Origin of the sequence: Kitasatospora sp. NPDC101801, from assembly GCF_044766665.1 — a bacterium.
Classification (GTDB): domain Bacteria; phylum Actinomycetota; class Actinomycetes; order Streptomycetales; family Streptomycetaceae; genus Kitasatospora.
Map to the genome: position 1 here is coordinate 193,903 of NZ_JBIWML010000005.1, position 16,707 is coordinate 210,609.

Annotated in this window: 13 protein-coding genes; 8 read left to right on the top strand and 5 right to left on the bottom strand. The window is 74.7% G+C overall.

The features are described from left to right. The 3 genes from ACIRPK_RS10145 to ACIRPK_RS10155 all read right to left on the bottom strand — a co-directional run bounded on the left by ACIRPK_RS10145 (nt 1) and on the right by ACIRPK_RS10155 (nt 3,392). Complete coding sequence (locus ACIRPK_RS10145; protein ID WP_403035650.1) at nt 1-939, bottom strand: hypothetical protein; 939 nt, start codon at nt 937-939, stop codon at nt 1-3. A gap of 155 nt (nt 940-1,094) precedes the next feature. After that, nucleotides 1,095-1,745, bottom strand: a complete 651-nt coding sequence (locus ACIRPK_RS10150; protein ID WP_403035653.1) for a response regulator — start codon at nt 1,743-1,745, stop codon at nt 1,095-1,097. 42 nt (nt 1,746-1,787) lie between these two features. Then, nucleotides 1,788-3,392: a sensor histidine kinase gene (locus ACIRPK_RS10155; RefSeq protein WP_403035656.1), complete on the bottom strand. Its 1,605-nt coding sequence runs from the start codon at nt 3,390-3,392 to the stop codon at nt 1,788-1,790. Nucleotides 3,393-3,559: 167 nt separating this feature from the next. Between ACIRPK_RS10155 and ACIRPK_RS10160 the strand changes: the two genes are divergently transcribed. Continuing rightward, nucleotides 3,560-4,492 (top strand): polysaccharide deacetylase family protein, encoded by a 933-nt coding sequence (locus ACIRPK_RS10160; protein WP_403035657.1) that lies wholly within the window; start codon nt 3,560-3,562, stop codon nt 4,490-4,492. Nucleotides 4,493-4,585: 93 nt separating this feature from the next. On the opposite strand, the gene ACIRPK_RS10165 is transcribed toward ACIRPK_RS10160, so the two are convergent. Next, nucleotides 4,586-4,747: a hypothetical protein gene (locus tag ACIRPK_RS10165; protein WP_403035659.1), complete on the bottom strand. Its 162-nt coding sequence runs from the start codon at nt 4,745-4,747 to the stop codon at nt 4,586-4,588. Nucleotides 4,748-4,853: 106 nt separating this feature from the next. Between ACIRPK_RS10165 and ACIRPK_RS10170 the strand changes: the two genes are divergently transcribed. Together ACIRPK_RS10170 and ACIRPK_RS10175 are read left to right on the top strand one after the other, a co-directional pair. Then, the gene (locus ACIRPK_RS10170) at nt 4,854-7,094 is read left to right on the top strand and encodes a molybdopterin cofactor-binding domain-containing protein (RefSeq protein ID WP_403035661.1); all 2,241 of its coding nucleotides are present in this window, start codon (nt 4,854-4,856) and stop codon (nt 7,092-7,094) included. Between the two features lie 52 nt (nt 7,095-7,146). Next, nucleotides 7,147-7,605, top strand: a complete 459-nt coding sequence (locus tag ACIRPK_RS10175; RefSeq protein WP_403035664.1) for a (2Fe-2S)-binding protein — start codon at nt 7,147-7,149, stop codon at nt 7,603-7,605. A gap of 43 nt (nt 7,606-7,648) precedes the next feature. Here the strand turns inward: ACIRPK_RS10175 and ACIRPK_RS10180 are convergent, their stop codons facing one another. Continuing rightward, the gene (locus tag ACIRPK_RS10180) at nt 7,649-8,842 is read right to left on the bottom strand and encodes a PQQ-binding-like beta-propeller repeat protein (RefSeq protein WP_403035666.1); all 1,194 of its coding nucleotides are present in this window, start codon (nt 8,840-8,842) and stop codon (nt 7,649-7,651) included. 207 nt (nt 8,843-9,049) lie between these two features. Between ACIRPK_RS10180 and ACIRPK_RS10185 the strand changes: the two genes are divergently transcribed. The 5 genes from ACIRPK_RS10185 to ACIRPK_RS10205 all read left to right on the top strand — a co-directional run bounded on the left by ACIRPK_RS10185 (nt 9,050) and on the right by ACIRPK_RS10205 (nt 16,659). Next, nucleotides 9,050-10,288, top strand: a complete 1,239-nt coding sequence (locus ACIRPK_RS10185; RefSeq protein ID WP_403035669.1) for an MFS transporter — start codon at nt 9,050-9,052, stop codon at nt 10,286-10,288. Beyond that, nucleotides 10,285-11,415, top strand: coding sequence for an aminotransferase class V-fold PLP-dependent enzyme (locus ACIRPK_RS10190; RefSeq protein ID WP_403035672.1), 1,131 nt, complete (start codon nt 10,285-10,287; stop codon nt 11,413-11,415). The genes ACIRPK_RS10185 and ACIRPK_RS10190 overlap by 4 nt, the downstream gene beginning before the upstream one ends. Nucleotides 11,416-11,884: 469 nt before the next feature. Beyond that, a complete protein-coding gene (locus tag ACIRPK_RS10195) occupies nt 11,885-14,422 on the top strand; it encodes a hypothetical protein (protein WP_403035674.1) in 2,538 nt (845 codons plus the stop codon). Next, nucleotides 14,419-15,828, top strand: coding sequence for a leucyl aminopeptidase (locus ACIRPK_RS10200; protein WP_403035677.1), 1,410 nt, complete (start codon nt 14,419-14,421; stop codon nt 15,826-15,828). The genes ACIRPK_RS10195 and ACIRPK_RS10200 overlap by 4 nt, the downstream gene beginning before the upstream one ends. A 291-nt stretch (nt 15,829-16,119) precedes the next feature. Further along, nucleotides 16,120-16,659: an RBBP9/YdeN family alpha/beta hydrolase gene (locus ACIRPK_RS10205; RefSeq protein ID WP_403035679.1), complete on the top strand. Its 540-nt coding sequence runs from the start codon at nt 16,120-16,122 to the stop codon at nt 16,657-16,659. Nucleotides 16,660-16,707 lie beyond the last annotated feature (48 nt).

Below are 16,707 nucleotides of genomic sequence, written 5' to 3' on the forward strand. Positions count from 1 at the left end.
TCAGACCCCGCTGCGCAGCGCCTCGGCAACGGCCCTGCGCAGCTGCGCATAGGTGGGCGCGAGCTGCCGCAACCGCGTTGCCGCGGTCTGGTCGTCGCCCTGGACCAGCGGGTACTGCAGGCCGCCCAGGATCCGGGCCTGCCCCTGAGCGACGGCGGACGCCTCCGACAGCCCCAGCTCCGCCAGACAGTTCGCCGCGTCGTTCAGCCGACGTGCTCCCACCCGGACGCCGAACGCGGTGAGCAGGGTGCGGATGCCGGGCGGCGTGCCCTGGGCCACCAGGTCGGCGAGCGCCTCGACGGCGGCCGCCCCGCCGAGCGAGCCGGGCGGCATCGGCAGTTCGTCCCGGCCGGCCAGCCACCGCTCGGCTCCCGGCAGCGACCGCCTCAACGCGTCGACGGGAGCGACCCGGCGGTCGCGCACGAAGCCGGTCCGCAGCACGAACGGGGCGTCGATGTAGCTGACCGACTTCGCCTCCCAGGCGGCCAGGAAGGCCGCCGTGGGCAGGGTCACGAAGGGGTGGCCGTGCGGGTCGTGCAGCTCGACGCCGTCCTCGCCGACGGCGAGCACCACCACGTAGTGGTCGCCGCCGTCGGCGTTCGGCGTGCCGGGCTGGTAGAGCAGCAGCCCCATGTCGACCGGCCCGACCAGGACCGGCCCCCGCGAGCAGGCGGCCCGCAACCGCTCCAGCGCCTCGGCCGGCCTACCACCGTCGGTGCGCTCACAACTCCAGCCCAACGACGCGATCGCGGCATCCAGACCGGCCTCGGGGTGCCAGCCGTACGGATCGAACAGCGGCAACGATCCGGCGATGAGTTGGGCCCCGAACGGTGATCCCGTCAGCGTCTCGATCACGGCGGTCGAGGGAGCCTCCGCACCCAGCACCATGGCCAGCGAGTTCGTGTAGCAGTAGGGGCCGGAGCCGAGGTAGCCGAGCACAGGAATCCTCCGTCGAGACAGCACTGGTCCCCGCCGGCGCAGCACCGGGCGGGTGGGACCAGTCGAACCCCTCACACGGTGTCAGGGTCAACTCCCGGCCCGGTGGGCGGGTGCCTTCACCGAGCGCCGGTGCACTCCGGGAAGCTGCACAGGCCCTAGGAGAGCGCGTCCCGCGCCAGCAGGGCGGCCTGCACCCGGTTGTCGCACCGGAGCTTGGCCAGGATGCGGCTCACGTACGTCTTCACGGTGGCCTCGCTCATGTGCAGCCTGGCGCCCGCGTCGGCGTTCGAGAGGCCCTCCCCGAGCAGGTCGAGCACCTCGCGCTCGCGCGGGGAGAGGGGGGCCAGCCGGCGCCGGGCGGCCTCGCCCCGGGCACCGGCCGCCGGGGTGGCGGCCAGGCTGTCCACGATGTGCCGGGTGGCCGCCGGGGACAGGAAGGCGTGGCCGCGGGCGGCGGCCCGGACGGCCAGGATCAGTTCGGCGGGGGCGGTGTCCTTGAGCAGGAAGCCCGCTCCGCCGGAGGTGACGGCCCGTAGCACGTTCTCCGGTTCGCCGAAGGTGGTCAGCACCAGGGCCTTGGCGGCGGGTGCGTAGCGGGGCAGTTCGGCCAGCGCGGTCAGGCCGTCCAGCACCGGCATCTGGATGTCCAGCAGCACCACGTCCACCGCGTGCTCCCTGGCCAGCTCCAGCGCCTGCTGTCCGTCGGCCGCCTCGGCAACCACGTCGATGTCCTCGGCGCTGGTCAGGATCATCCTGATGCCCGCCCTGATCAGCGGCTCGTCGTCGGCGACGAGGACTCGGATCACGTGCACCTGCCTCCGTCCGGTCGGGCGCTGCCGCCCGTCCTCTCAGTCGTCCGCACGGTACTGCACCTTCGCCACCAGCACGCCGTCGCGGAAGCACAGCCGGGAGACCCTGGTGCTGGCCAGCTGGTCCGGCTGGTGGTCGGAGACGAACCACGAGCAGGAGCTGCCGGGCGGGGCCTCCGGGCCCTTGCCCTCGTAGGCGTTGGTCACGAAGCCGCTCCCGGGCGGCAGTTGGGCGCGGATCTCGCTCTCGGACTGGCCGACCTGGAAGGAGTCGTACCGGCCGTCCGGCAGGGTGGCCCGGTCCAGCGACTCGAAGAACTTGACGCCGCCCCAGAGCAGCAGGCCGAGCACGCTGAGCAGCACGCCCGCCACCACCACCGCGCAGCCGAGCGCGGGCCGCCGCCGGGGCAGCCGCTCGACGGGGGCGGCGGGCAGGTCGGGGTCGTCGTCGCTGACCGGGCAGCCGGAGCCCTCGTACGGGAGCACGCCGGCCAGCCGGTAGCCACCGTCGGGGGTGGGCCCGGCGTGCAGCATGCCGCCCAGCAGCCTGGTCCGCTCGCGCAGCCCGGTCAGGCCCTGGCCGCCGCTGACGGCGCCGGCGGGCGCGGGGGTGCCCGGGCCGTTCACCACCTCGACCAGCAGCGCGTCGGGCTCGTACCGCAGCGCGACGCCGATCGGGGCGCCGGGGGCGTGCTTGTGCGCGTTGGTCAGCGCCTCCTGGACGATCCGGTACGCGGCGTGGCCGGTGGCCGGGGTGAGGTCCCTGGCCTCGCCGGTCCGGGTCAGGCCGACCTCGGTGCCCGCCGCCCGGGAGGCGTCGGTCAGCCGTTCGATCTCGCCGACGCCGCCCGCCTCCTGGGGTTCCCCGGTGGACTCGTCGCGGAGCAGGCCGACCACCCCGCGCAGTTCGCGCATCGCGCCGACCGCCGCCTGCCGGAGCACCGTGACCGCCTCGCGCTGACCCTCGGTCAGGGTGCGGTCCACCTCCAGCGCCCCGGTGTGCACGGAGATCAGCGCGAGCTGGTGGCCCAGGCTGTCGTGCATGTCCTGGGCGATCCGGTGGCGTTCCCGCAGCCGGGCCTGCCGGGCGATCATGACGCGTTCGCGGAGCAGTTGGTCGTTGCGCTCGTGCAGGGCGATCAGCAGGGTCCGGCGCTGGGCCCGGTACCGGGCGAACACGGCGGGCAGCACGGCGAGCAGCAGGAAGCCGCCGACCCCGACCCCGAGCAGGGCGGGCAGCGGCATGTCGTCCAGGTCGGTGAGCAGCGAGACGGCCGTCATCAGGACGAAGGAGACCAGGAAGACCGTCACCGCCACCCGGGCGTGGGTGATCCGGCGGCCGGCCGACCAGCTGGTGACCATCAGCAGCGGGAGCCAGCTCCCCAGCGTGCCGCTGCCGATCGCCGCGCCGAGCAGGGCCACCCCGGGCAGACCGCGCCGGAGCAGGAACAGCACCACCGCGCCGAGGCCGATCGCGGTGAACGGCACCGCGCCGGTCGAGCCGACCGCGCCCAGTCCGCCGCTCAGCACGCCCATCAGGAGCGCCGCCAGTCCCTCCCGGAGCAGCGCACCCCGGTTCCACGGTCCGGGCAGCGCTCTGGCCACCGCCGTTCTCGCCCCGCTCAGGATCCGTTCGCTCGCCACTCGTGCGAGCGTAGGCGACGTTCCGGCCCGACCGGCAGTCGCCTTTGGTCGCGAGCCGTCGCGACCAAAGTCGCGGTCCCCCGCCACCCTCCGGCCGGTACGTCATCCGGTGGACCGTCCGGCGCGCCTGCCCCGACTTCGCACTCGCGTCCGGATGATCAGCAGGTATGCAATTCCGATCACCTGCCTCCTGGGCTCGGCTGGCCACCGGACTCTGCCTGGCCCTCACGGCGGTCGGCTGCGGCAGCGCGGCGGACAGCGCGGAGACCACCGCCTCCCGGGCCCCGCAGCCGCCGGTGGCCCTGCAGCCCGCCGTGCTGCCCGGCCGGGCGGCCGAGCAGGAGGGGAGCGCGCAGCGGGCCGGTACCGAGCGGATGCTGATCGCACGTCAGCAGGCCGAGCTGGCACAGTCCTGGGGCCTGGCCACGGTGCCGCTGGCGGCCCCGCCCGCCCCGGTCCGGAAGGCGGTGCTGACGGCCGGACCGCACGTCACGGTGGCCGGGGCCGACCTGCCCGCGCTGGTGCGACGGGTGCCGACCGAGGACCGGGTGGTGTTCCTGACCGTGGACGACGGGAAGGAGAAGGACCCCAGGTTCAGCCGGATGATGCGCGAACTCGGGCTGCCCTTCAGCGCCTTCGTCTCCGGCTACCTGGCCCGCAGTGACTACGGGTACTTCCGCGACCTGCACGACCAGGGCGTGCGGGTGAACAACCACACCCTCAACCACAAGGACCTGCGCAGGCTCGGCTACGCGCAGCAGCGCACCGAGATCTGCGGCCAGCAGGACGAGCTCGAACGCGAGATCGGGGTCCGCCCGGTGCTGTTCCGGCCGCCGTACGGCGAGTACACCACCGACACCCTGCGGGCCGCCCGCTCCTGTGGGATCACGGCGGTGCCGATGTGGAACGAGGAGGCCTTCCCGGACCGGATGGAGTACCGCCTGGCCGACCAGCGGCTGCACCCGGGCGACATCATCCTGACCCACTTCCGGGGCGCCGACGACTGGTCGGGGTCGATGACCGACCTGGCCCGCCAGGTCCTGCGGACCGTCACCGAGCAGGGCTTCGCCCTCGCCCGCCTCGACGACTACCTCGGCTGACCCCGCGTCAGCGCGGGCTCCTCCGGGCGCCGTCGCCGTGCTGCGGCCGCGCGGGCGGGCGGTGGCGGAGCAGGCACCGGAGGACCAGCCGCATCAGCCGGTCACCTCCCCGGCACCGCCGCACCGCCCGCACGGCGAGAGGTAGCGGTGCACCCGCGCCACCTGGTCACCCCGGCCGTCGGTCTCGACGGTGTGCTCGGTCTTCTCGGTCAGCCGAGCGCCCCCGCATCCGGGGCAGACCTGCGTGTCCTTCATACCGTCACCTCCTGCACCCAGACGGTATCGCGCCCCGGGCGCGGGCGGGGCCGGACCACCGGACATCCGCGCTGACCGGCGGTCAGCCGCCCCGCCCCGCCTGGTCATGCCCATGTTGACCTGCCGGGTGCCGCCTCCTAGGATCGGTCCGCTCCGCACCCCGTGGCCCGGAAAGGCACCCGAAATCTCCAGCTCGCCGCAGGCCCTCGGCCGCCGCCGATTCCTCACCTACCTGGTGGCCGCCCCCGCCCTCGCGGTCGGCGCACAGCTCGCCCTGGACGCCGAACCGGCGCAGGCCCTGCCCGGGCTGCCGAGCCTCGCCGACCTGGGCGACGCGCTGATCCTGGCCGGGCTGCCCACCGCGCACCTGCTGGTGCTGGAGGTCACCGAGGCCGGCCGGGTGGTGCTGCAACTCCCCCGGGTCGAGGTCGGCCAGGGCCTGACCACCGCGATGGCGATGCTGGTCGCCGACGAGCTGGACGCCGTCCTCACCGACGTGGACGTCCCGCTCTCGCCGGCCCGCCCCGAGCTGCTGTTCGGTCAACTCACCGGCGCCTCCAACTCGGTGCGCTCGCTCTACGACCCGGTCCGGGCCGCGGCCGCCGCCGCCCGGGCCCGGCTGGTCACCGCCGCCGCCCGCCGCTGGGATCTGCCCGCCAGCGGCCTGCGCACCCAGGACAGCCGGGTGTACGCGCCCGACGGCCGCTCGGCCGCGTACGGCGAACTCGCCGTCGCGGCGGCCTCGGTGCTGGTCCCGGCGATCTCCACGCTGCCCCGGCCGGCCGGGCAGCAGCGCCTGGTCGGCCGGCCCACCGGCCGGATCGACGCCCGGGACATCGTCACCGGCAAGGCCACGTACGCGGGCGACCTGGACGTCCCCGGCGCGGTGCCCACCGTGGTGCTCCGGCCGCCCACCGTCAAGGGCACCGTGCGCAGTTGGGACGGCGCCGCGGCCCGCGCCCTGCCCGGTGTGCTGGACGTCCTGGCGATACCGACCGGCATCGCGATCCTGGCCGAGACCTTCGACCAGGCGCTCAAGGCCAAGACCGCCGTCCAGGTCAGCTGGAACCCGGGGCCGCTGGACGCCCTCTCCGACGCCGACGTCCGGGCCCGACTCCGCTCCGGCACCGCGCCGTTCATGGTGCCGCCCCTGCTGAGCCTGAGCCTGGACGCCGAGTTCGACTTCGCCTTCGTCAGCCACGCGCCGATGGAGGTGCTCACCGCCGTCGCCGACGTCCGCCCCGACCGGGCCGAACTCTGGTTCGCGGCCCAGTCCCCGATCGTGTCCCAGCAGGCCGTCGCGGCCGTCCTCGGCCTGCCGGTCGACGCGGTGAAGGTGAACGTGGTCCGGGCCGGCGGCTCGTTCGGCCGGCGCCTGTTCGCCGACGCCGCCCTCGAGGCGGCCCGGATCTCCCGGGCGGCCCGACGGCCCGTCAAACTGATGTGGACCCGCAACGACGACATCCGGCACGGCCGGGTCCGCCCCGCCAGCCACCACCGGATCCGGGCCACCCACGCCCTCGGCCAGGTGCTCACCTACGAGCACCGGGTCTGCACGGTGCGGACCGACTTCGGGCACGGGCTCGGCGAGATGCTGACCGCCGCCGGGGCGTCCCTCCCGGTCGGCGCGGACGCGTTCTCCCAGGTCTTCTTCGACCTCACCCAGGAGCTCCCGTACGAGCTCGGGGTCACCACCCAACTCCTCACCGAGGTACCGCTGGACATCCCCACCGGCAGCTGGCGCTCGGTCTACTCGGGCCTGGTCCGGGTCGCCGACGAGGTGATGGTGGACGAGCTGGCCCGCACCCTCGGCCGCGACCCGGTCGCCTTCCGGCGGTCCCGGCTGCGCGACGCGGGCGCCCGCGCGGTGCTCGACAAGGCCGCCCAGGCCGGGAGTTGGGGCCGCCCGATGCCCGCCGGGCACGCCCAGGGCGTCGCCTTCCACGCCGAGCACCCCTCCAGCGTCGCCTGCCTGGTGGAGATCGACGCCACCGACCCGGCCCAACCCCGGGTCACCAAGGCGGTGGTGGCCGCCGACGTCGGCCGGGTGATCAACCCGCGCGGCCTGGAGGCCCAGCTGCTCGGCGCCGTCACCGACGGCATCTCGGTCACCCTGCAGGCCGGGCTGCACCTGGACCGCGGCGCGATCCGCGAGGGCAGCTTCGCCGACTTCCACTACGCCCGGCAGCGGCACAGCCCGCTCGCCTTCGAGGCGCACCTGATGCCGCCCAGCGGTCCGCCCGGTGGCGCGGGCGAACTCGGCGTCCCGGCGGCCGCCGCCGCGGTCGCCAACGCGTACGCCCGCGCCACCGGCACCAGCCCGCGCCGGTTCCCGATCAACCACTGACCGCCAAGCACCGACCGCTCAAGCACCGGCCGACCTTCCGAAGGACCCTCACGTGCCCACTCACCAGTTCGTCCTGAACGGCAAGCCGGTCACCGTCGAGGCACCGGCCGACATGCCGCTGCTCTGGGTGCTGCGCGACAAGCTCGGCGTCACCGGCCCCAAGTACGGCTGCGGGGTCGGCGTCTGCCGGGCCTGCACCAGTCACCTGGACGGCGAGGAGGTCCAGCCCTGCGTGGTGGCCGTCGGCGACTGCGCCGGCCGGCAGGTCACCACCATCGAGGGCCTGGCCGACGGCGACCGGCTGCACCCGGTCCAACAGGCGTGGCTGGACTGCGACGTGGCCCAGTGCGGCTTCTGCCAGCCGGGCCAGATCATGACCGCGGTGGCCCTGCTGCGCCGCACCCCCCACCCGACCGACGCGGACATCGACCGGATCGAGAACGTCTGCCGCTGCGGCACCTACTTCCGGATCCGGGAGGCCGTCAAGCAGGCGGCCGAGGCGCTGGACTGAGACCGACCGGCACCCGGTGGGCGGGGGTCGGTCCGGGACCCGGTCAGCTGGTCGGCAGGGCGTACAGCACCCGGTCGTGACCGGCGTACAGCCGCTTGCCGTCGGTGTTCAACCGCCAGACCTGGACGCCCGGTTCGGCGTCCCGGAAGGTCCACCGCACGGCGCCGGTCGCCACGTCCAGCGCCCAGACGCCCTGTCCGGTCGGGCCAGGCACGAACAGCGTTTCGCCCACCGCCACCGGCCGGCACCGGGAGTCCAGCCGGAACGGCAGCCGGCAGGACCACATCTCGCTGCCGTCGGCGGGCGCGTTCCGGGTCACCTCGCCGCTGTCGCGCAGCAGGTACAGCGCACCGTCGGCGGCCAGCGGCCGGATCGGGCGCCAGCTCTGGTCCTCCACCACCCAGCCCGGCCGGCCGTCGGCCAGCCCGAACGCCCGGACACCGTTGGCACGCCGGGCCGTGTAGACCCGTTCGGCGTCGCACTCGCGCCAGCTCAGCGCCTGGTCGGCCGCGGCGCGCCAGAGCACCGAGCCGTCCGCCGCGTTCAGCGTGACCACCTCGTCCCGGGTGCTGCGCCCCACCAGCCGCCCGCCGGGCGCGGGTTGCAGCTCCGTCAGGAAGCCCTCGGCCTCCTGGTCCGGCCGGGTCCACCGCGACCGGCCGGTCGCCAGCTCCAGCGCGAACAGCCTGCCCGACCGACCGCCACCCGCGCCGAACAGCGACTCGTCGTCCGCGGCCAGCAGTCGGCAGGCCCGGTCGGCTCCCGGCGGGGCCGCCGTCGACCGGTCGGGGCCGTACCCGTAGGCGGCGAACCGGCCGATCCGGGCCTCGTGCACCAGGTTCCCGGCCGCCAGCAGGTCGGCGCCGCCGCCCGTGGCGACGGACGGCACTTCGATCCGCTTGGCCACTGCGCCGCTGTCCGGCGACAGCAGGTACAGCATCTCGGCGGTCGCCAGCAGCGGCACCGTCCCGGCCCCGGCCAACCGGTCCGCAGCCTGCGGCCCCTCGCCCCGGTAGGTCCAGAGCGGCTCCGGTCCGGAGACCGCGACCCGGTCGCCGTCCGGCTCGGCGGACCGGCCGAGCCGCCACGCCACACCGCCCCCGACCAGCGCGGCCGCCCCCAGCAGCAGCCGGCGGCGGGACGGCCCGCCCGGCACCGCCGCCACCTGCTCGGTCAACGGACCGCCGCCCTCGGGCTCGTCCAGCGTTATCCTGCCGACCTGCTCCCCCGTGTGCACGGACCCCTCCCCCGAATGCGGTGGTCAAGAGAGTAACCGGCCGCCCGGAACGGCGGTGCGGCGGCGCCGGCCGTCGGGCGCCTGGCAGGCCACCGCCCTCTACCCATTTCGATCAACCACTGGGACGCTGGACCCGGTCCGGGTGCCCGTCGGGGGTGCGCACGGCGGAGCGGGCGGAAGGTGGCGGCGGATGCGCCTGGTGCAGCGGTGACCCGAACCGGGCAACCGGCCGTCGGCACCGGCCCGGTGGCCTCGGCGAACCGTCGGGACCTCGCGGTGTTCCTCACCGCCAAGACCATGTCGGACATCGGGTACGCGCTCGACTTCATCTGCCTCTCGGTCTTCGTCTGGGAGCGCAGCCACTCCGCCTTCGCCACCGGCCTGCTGAGCGCCGCGCTCTACGCGGGCGCGATCGCGGGCGGCCGGCTCGGCCACCGGTACGGCGACCGCTGGGACCGCCGCCGGGTGATGATCGGGGCGGACCTGGTCCGGATGCTGATGCTCGCCCTGCTCGCCCTGCTGCCGGACGCGGCCCAGAACTGGTGGCTCTACGCGGCCGTCGCCCTGATCGGCACCGGCCGTTCGGTCTTCGAGGGCACCCTGTCCGCCGCGACGCCGGTGCTCGCCGGGGAGCGCACCCAGGCGGTGAACAGCCTGCTGGCCGGGCTCAAGGGCGTCGCCTTCCTGCTCGGCATGGGCCTGGCCACCGTGCTGGTGCCGCTGATCGGCTACCGGGGCGTGTTCGCCCTGGACGCCGGCACCTACGCGCTCTCGGCGCTGGTGCTCACCGCGCTCCGGCTGCGGATGCGCGAGCCCGGCGCGGCGGGCGCCGCCCGGCGGGACCGCACCGGGGCCTGGCCCCTGCTGGTCGGCGCCGGGCTGGCGATGCTGGTGGTGCTGCGCGGCCTGGACGCCTTCGGCAGCGCCTCCCAGCACGTCGGACTGCCCATCCTGGGCAGCGAGTTGCGGCCCGACGCGCCGACCTTCGTGTCCGGTGCGGTCTGGGCCTGCTGGGCCGCCGGTCTGCTGCTGGCCGGCTTCGTGCTGCGGCCGCTCGCCCGGCGGGTGGTCGAGCGCAGCCCGATGCTGGTCTTCTGCCTGGCCACGATGGTCATGTCGGCGGGGTTCATCGGCATCTTCTGGCTGGACGGCTGGTGGCCCCGGCTGCTCTGCGCGGTGGTCGCCGGGCTCGGTGACGCGCTGAGCGAGATCACCTTCAAACAGGCCATGCAGCAGCTCCCCGACGACCGGCGCGGCCGGGCCTTCGGCCTCGGCCAGATCGTCGTCAACAGCGGCTTCATGGCCGGACTGCTCGTCACCAGCGTGGCGCTGCACCCCGGTTGGGTGCCGCAGTGGGTCCTGCTGCTGCACGGCGTCCCGCTGCTGGTCGCGGCCTGGGTGGCGGTCACCGCAGGCGTCCGGCGCGCTCCCCTGCCGGCCGGATGAGCGGGCCCCCGGCGCCCCGGAGCGCGTACCTGGACCACGCCGGCTTCGGCCGCCTGCGGCCCGCTGCGGTGGCCGCGATGCGGGAGGTGCTGACCGAGGTGCTGCCGTACGGGAGCACCCGGCTCGGCGGGATCTTCACCACCCGGGCGGCCGCCCGCAGGTCGATGGCCCGCCTGCTGGACTGCGCCCCGACGGAGGTGGCCTTCGTCCCCAACACCTCGACCGGCCTGCACCTGGTCGCGGACGGTCTGGACTGGCGGCCCGGCGACCAGGTGGTGCTGTTCGACCGCGACTTCCCCGCCAACGTCCGCCCCTGGACCGCGCTTTCGAGGTACGGCGTCGAGCCGGTCTGGGTGCCGATGCGGGACGGCGGTTACCGGTCGGCCGACCTCGCCGCCGCGATCGGCCCGCGCACCAGGCTGGTCGCCGTCAGCCACGTCAACTTCGCCACCGGTTTCCGGATCGACCTGGACACCGTCTGCGCCCTCGCGGCCCGGGTCGGCGCCCTGGTCAGTGTGGACGCGGTGCAGAGCCTCGGCGCGCTGCCGCTCTCGCTCGCCGACACCCCGGTCGACTTCCTGGCGGCGGGCGCGCAGAAGTGGCTCGGCGGCCCGCCCGGGATGGGTGTGTTCTTCTGCCGGGCCGACCGCCTGGAGCTGCTCGGCACCGCGCCGACCGGCTGGTTCGGCTTCGACGGCGCGGCCGAGCTGATGAAGGGGCCCGGCCCGCTGAGCTACCAACTCCCCGCCCGCGCCGCCGCCTCCCGGGTCGAGGGCGGCATGTACGACCTGGTCGGCATGGCCGGCCTGGCCGCCGCGCTGGCCGAGCTGGAGGCCGTCGGCCTCGACGTCGTGGCCGACCGGGTGCTCGCCCTCGCCGACCGGATCAGGACGGGAATTTCCGATATCGGTTTTACCCTGGCCACCCCGCCCGACCCGGCGGCGAACTCCGGGATCGTGAGTTTCTCCGCTCCCGGGCTGACCGGCGCGGAACTCGTGGACACCCTGACCGGCTCCGGCGTCCAGGTGTCGGTACCCGCCGGACTGGTGCGGGTTTCCCCGCACTATTGGACGACGGACGACGAAGTCGATCTCTTCCTGGTCAGGATCTCCGAACTGAAACCTTGACAACAGCCGGTCAGCGAAGCGCACTTCGCTGACCGGCAACCTCCTGACCGGCGGCCCACGCCACCCGGTCGGGCCCGGCACCGTCGAACCTGCGGCCCTTCGGCCACCGGGCCGGAACGCCTATCGGGCCCCGCATACGCATTACCTGACACGGTCCTTTGAATTGCGGCCGAAATACTCTTTTCTGCTCTTGACGACGCCCAGCGGGCTGCCATAGCTTCCCCTCACCAGCACCGGCGCGAATATACGTGTCCGGTCATTCGGTGAAGGGAGTACGAAATGTCGTACGAGTCCTGGGAGTCCCTTGCGGACGAGGTCGAGATCACCACGGGTGAGGCGGACTGCTGGACCTGTCTGATGGACGACGCCACCTGATCCGCCCCTGGTGCGGCGCCCTGTGACCTCGGGTCGCAGGGCGCATCCCCGGTATCTCCGCGCGCCGCGCGGTCACCTCGACGGCTTCGACACGATGGGAACGGGCACCGTGGACCGCTGGCAGTTCAGTCACGGCACAGTCGGGGTGAACGCCCCGAGCTGGCTGACCTTCGAGGTGCACCGGCCCTACTTCGACGGCGCCGAGAGCCCGCTGACGGTCATCCAGGCCAGGGCGGCGGTGCTGGCGGCGCGTCGGTTCGAGCAGCGCGCACCCGGCGCGCTGCGGTTCGGCATGACGATGCCCGCGAGCTACCGGCGGCTGCTGGTCGAGGAGTCCCGGCTGCACCGCTACCGGGCCGCCGACCCCGCTGAGTTGCCCACCGAACTGGCCTCCCCCGCCTGGCGGCGGATGGCCGACGCCTACCGGCAGCACGCCGACCTGGACCCGGTGGACCGCACCAACCTGGCGCACTGGCTGATCGCCGCCTGCCTGCTGCCCGCCGTGCTCGCGGTCGTCCCGGCGGACCTCGACGGCGACGCCTGCCAGGACCCGGTGACGGCGGGGCTGCAATCCGCCCGCGCGGTCGCCCTGTTCGGCCTGGAGGGCCTCACCGACCGGACCACGGCCGCCTACCGGCCGCTGATCGACCAGCCGGTGCCCACCCTCACCCACGTGCAGTCGGTGGCCGGTTGGGGCTACCTGCTGGCCCGGCACGGCGGCGACGACTCGGCCGTGCCGCACCACCTCGCCCTGGCCCGCCGTCTGTTCGCCGAGCTGGCCGGGGAGGTGACCGGCTTCCAACGCACCGTCACCGAGGCCCGGCTGACCCTGCGCGAGGCGATGTACGCCGAGCGGCAGCGGGACTTCGCCGGCGCCGCGGCCCGGCTGACGGCGGCCCGGCAGGCCGTCGACGAACTGACCGCACCGGACCGGGACGACGCGCTGGTGCTGCTGGAGACCAGACGCCGGCTGATCGACCGCCGCCTGGAGATGGCCGTCCGGACGGGCGACACCGAGACCGAACAGCACGCCCTCGCCGAGGGCTTGGCGATCGACCCGAGCTGCGTCAAGCTCCGGATGCAGGCCGCCCAGGCCCACCAGCGCGCGGGCCGCACCGAACAGGCCCTGGCGGGCTACCTGCACGCCGCCCGGCTCGGCCCGTACGGGACCGGCTTCGCGCTGCTGCACGCGGCCGAGTGCGCCGAGCTGGCCGGGCAGGGCGAGTTCGCCCGGGTGCTCACCGAGCGCGCCTTCCGGGCCGCCCCGCGCGCTTCCGCGACCCGCGACCGGCTGGTGGAGAGCTGCCTGGCGGCCGGCGACGAGCCACTGGCCGAGGTGGTCCGGCTGGCCGCCACCCGCGACCCCGGGCGGCCGTACGCCAACAACTGGCACTACCGGATGCACGCCGCGTACTTCAACCTCGGCGAGTCGCAGTCGCCCGGCCTGTACGCCCGACTGCCCACCCTCGCCTTCCGGTTCGCCGAGCAGGGCACCCCGCCCCGGGTGAACTGGCAACGGCTGCTGCCGCCCGCCTTCCGGACCAACCTGATCCGCGAGTCCGGCCTGACCGAGTTCGACGTCGCGCACCCGGCCGACCTCCCGGCCCACCTGCGCACGCCCGCCTGGGACACCCTCTGCGGCTGGCTGGAGAAGTTCGCCACGTACGACGCGGAGCGGCAGCACCAGGTCGCGGTGGTCCTCTACCGGCTCGGATTCATCAAGCTGGTAAAGGAGTTGATCCCCTTCACGCCGGCCACCGAGCTGCGGACGGCGGCCGAGCTGCGACTGCACCACTGGCTCGACGTGGTCCGCTGGGTCGGCTCGGTCGGCCGGGCCACCAAGGTCGCCCCGGCCAACTCCCGGGCGATCGTCGAGCACCCGGCCTGCCCGACCCATCTGCGGTTCGTGATCGCGGTCTTCTCGGTCATCCACGAGGCGCGCGAGACCCGTTCGCCGGAGACCGCGCTCGCCTGGCGGGAGACCGGCGAGCAGGCGCTGGCCGAGCTGCTGACTGATCCGCAGTACTCCCCGTTCGAGCTGATGATGATGGAGAGCCGGTTCTACCGCAGCGTCAGCTACGTGCCCTTCCTGCAGCAGGACACCGTCCGGCTGGCCGCCGACATGGACCGGGCCGAGGAGTTGGCCCGGGCGGTGCCGGCCGTCGGCGAGTACCAGGAGTTCCTCCGCCGGGAGAACCTGCGGGCCTGCGTGGAGAGCCGCTCCAAGGAGTTCTACGCCTTCGGCGACGACGAGCGGGCGCACCGGCTGGTCGCCGAGGCGCTGGCCCTGGACCCGTACGAACCCAAGACCCACATCGAGGTCGCGGAGGGCCTGCTCAAGGACGGCCGGCCCGAGCAGGCTGCGCACAGCTACCTGCGGACGGCCCGGCTCGGGCCGGTCTCCACCGCCTTCGGCTACGCGGCGGCGGGCGACTGCTTCGCCCGGGCCGGACACCCGCTGCTCGCCGAGGACTGCTACCTCCAGGCGCTCCGGATCGACCCGTACGCCGTCTCCGCCGCCCGGGGCTGGGCCGCCGTCGGCCCGGCCAACGGGATGGGCGAGCTGGCCGCGCAGTACCTGGCCGACCTGGAGGCGTGGGGTGCGGCCCGCCGCGCCGCGCGGACCACGTGAGCGTCGAGTGGCGGCTGACGCCGCGTCAACCTGCCGACACCGAGGCCGTGGTGACCCCGGTCTGGTCCGACGGACTGCCCCCGCAGCTGTCCCCCGCCTTCCTGGCGGGCAGCGGCTTCGCCGGCGCGCCGGGCCAGACCCTGCACCTGCCGGGCACCCCGGCCACCGTCCTGCTCGGCTGCGGCCCCCGGGCCGGGTACGGCCCCGACACCGCGCGGGCCACCGGCGCCCGGCTGGCCCGGGCGGTCACCGGCTACCGGCGGCTGGCCCTCTGGGCCCCCGACACCGACCTGCGGGCGCTGGTCGAGGGCTACCTGCTCGGCGGATACCGCTTCGCCGGGTACGCCACCGCCGCACACGGCGCCGACCAGCGGATCGACCTGGTGACCGCCGACACCCCCTCCTCCCGCGCGGCGCTCGCCGCCGGGCTGCGGGTCGGTGCGGCCGTGCTGCTCGCCCGGGATCTGGTCAACGAGCCCGGCGAGGAGCTCACCCCACCGGAGTTCGCCGAACGGGCCCGGCGGATCGCCGCCGACTCCGGTCTGGAGTGCGAGGTCTGGGACGCCGACCGGATCGCCCACGAGCGGCTCGGCGGCCTGCTCGGCGTCAGCCGTGGCTCCCTACTGCCGCCCCGGCTGGTCCGGCTGAGCTACCGACCGGCCACCCCCGCGACCCGGCGGATCGCCCTGGTCGGCAAGGGCGTCACGTACGACGCGGGCGGCCTCTCGCTCAAGCCGAACGCCGAACTGGCCGCGATGAAGGCCGACATGGCGGGCGCGGCCGCCGTGCTGGCCGCCATGTCCACCCTCAGCGCACTGAACTGCCCGGTGGCGGTGGACGGTTGGCTGCCGCTGACCGAGAACATGCCGAACGGGAACCCGATCCGGGTCGGTGACGTGCTGCGGATGCGCAGCGGCACCACCGTCGAAGTCCGGCACGCCGACGCGGAGGGCCGGCTGATCCTGGCCGACGCCCTCACCCTGGCCTGCGAGACCGCCCCGGACGCCGTCATCGACCTGGCCACCCTCACCGACGCCGCCGCCGTCGCCCTGGGCCGCCGGATCACCGCCCTGCTGGCCACCGACGACACCCTCACCGAGGATCTCCGCACGGCCGGCCGCCGGGCCGGCGAGGAGCTCTGGCCGCTCCCGCTCCCCGACTCCTACCGCCCCCAACTCGCCTCCCGGGTCGCCGACCTGGCCAACTACACCCTAGGCGTCCGGCACGGCACCGCCCTGCTGGCCGGCCTCTTCCTCCGCGAGTTCGTCCCACCCGACATCCCGTGGGCGCACCTGGACATCCAGGGCACCGCACTCACCGACACCGACGAGGGCGAGTGGGTCCCCGGCGGCACCGGCGTCGGCGTCCGCACCCTGATCGAGTACCTGCTCAGCGCCGGAGGCTGAGACCCTCCGGCCATGGGGGTGGGTGAAGGAGCGCTGGTGGGGTGCGTGCCTCGGCGGTGCCGAGAAGGGGGCCTCTCCCGGCCGAAGGCTGGGATGCCGCAGGCTGGGCGGGGGTCCATGCGGAGCACCAGCGACCGACGAGCAGCCCGCGAAGGGCCCCTCCTGCCCGATGCCGGGCAGGAGGGCGCGCACCCCGGCGCCGCGACGCCCCCCAATGGCCGGAGGGTCTAAGGTCACCGCAGGACGGCCGACGGCGCCCGTCCACACCCGCCGCCGTAGAGAGAGCCGCTGATGAGCACCCACCTGATCCTGCCCGGGTACCAGAACTCCGAGGCCGAGCACTGGCAGAGCTACTGGGAGCGGTCCGACCCGGCCCGGTTCCGGCGGGTCGAGCAGGCCGACTGGGACCAGCCCCTGCTGCCGGACTGGGTGGGCACCCTCGACCGGGCGGTGGCGGACGCCGACGGGCCGGTGGTGCTGGTGGCACACAGCCTGGGCTGCACAACCGTCGCGCACTGGGCCGCCGGAGCCCGGCCGGAGCTGGCGGCCAAGGTGCTCGGCGCACTGCTGGTGGCCCCCGCCGACATCGACACGGCGGAGGTGCCCGAGCTGGTCAACTTCCGCCCGGTGCCGCTCGCCGCGCTGCCGTTCCGGGCCACCGTGGTCGCCTCGACCGACGACCCCTGGTGCACCGCCGACCGGGCCCGCGCCTTCGCCGATGCCTGGGGCGCCACCTTCGCCGACGTCGGCCGGGGCGGGCACCTCAACACCGCCTCCGCACTCGGCGACTGGCCGCAGGGCCGGGCGCTGCTCGCCGAGCTGACGGCCTGAACACCGCAGGCCGTACCGGAGTGCCGCCGTGCCGGTCTGCCGCTGTGA

What these genes read in the sequence shown, in the direction of transcription:
- ACIRPK_RS10205 (WP_403035679.1), top strand. Translation starts at nt 16,120, where the DNA reads ATGAGCACCCACCTGATCCTGCCCGGGTACCAGAACTCCGAGGCCGAG.
- ACIRPK_RS10160 (WP_403035657.1), top strand. Translation starts at nt 3,560, where the DNA reads ATGCAATTCCGATCACCTGCCTCCTGGGCTCGGCTGGCCACCGGACTC.
- ACIRPK_RS10190 (WP_403035672.1), top strand. Translation starts at nt 10,285, where the DNA reads ATGAGCGGGCCCCCGGCGCCCCGGAGCGCGTACCTGGACCACGCCGGC.
- ACIRPK_RS10165 (WP_403035659.1), bottom strand. Translation starts at nt 4,747, where the DNA reads ATGAAGGACACGCAGGTCTGCCCCGGATGCGGGGGCGCTCGGCTGACC.
- ACIRPK_RS10170 (WP_403035661.1), top strand. Translation starts at nt 4,854, where the DNA reads ATGCCCATGTTGACCTGCCGGGTGCCGCCTCCTAGGATCGGTCCGCTC.
- ACIRPK_RS10195 (WP_403035674.1), top strand. Translation starts at nt 11,885, where the DNA reads ATGGGAACGGGCACCGTGGACCGCTGGCAGTTCAGTCACGGCACAGTC.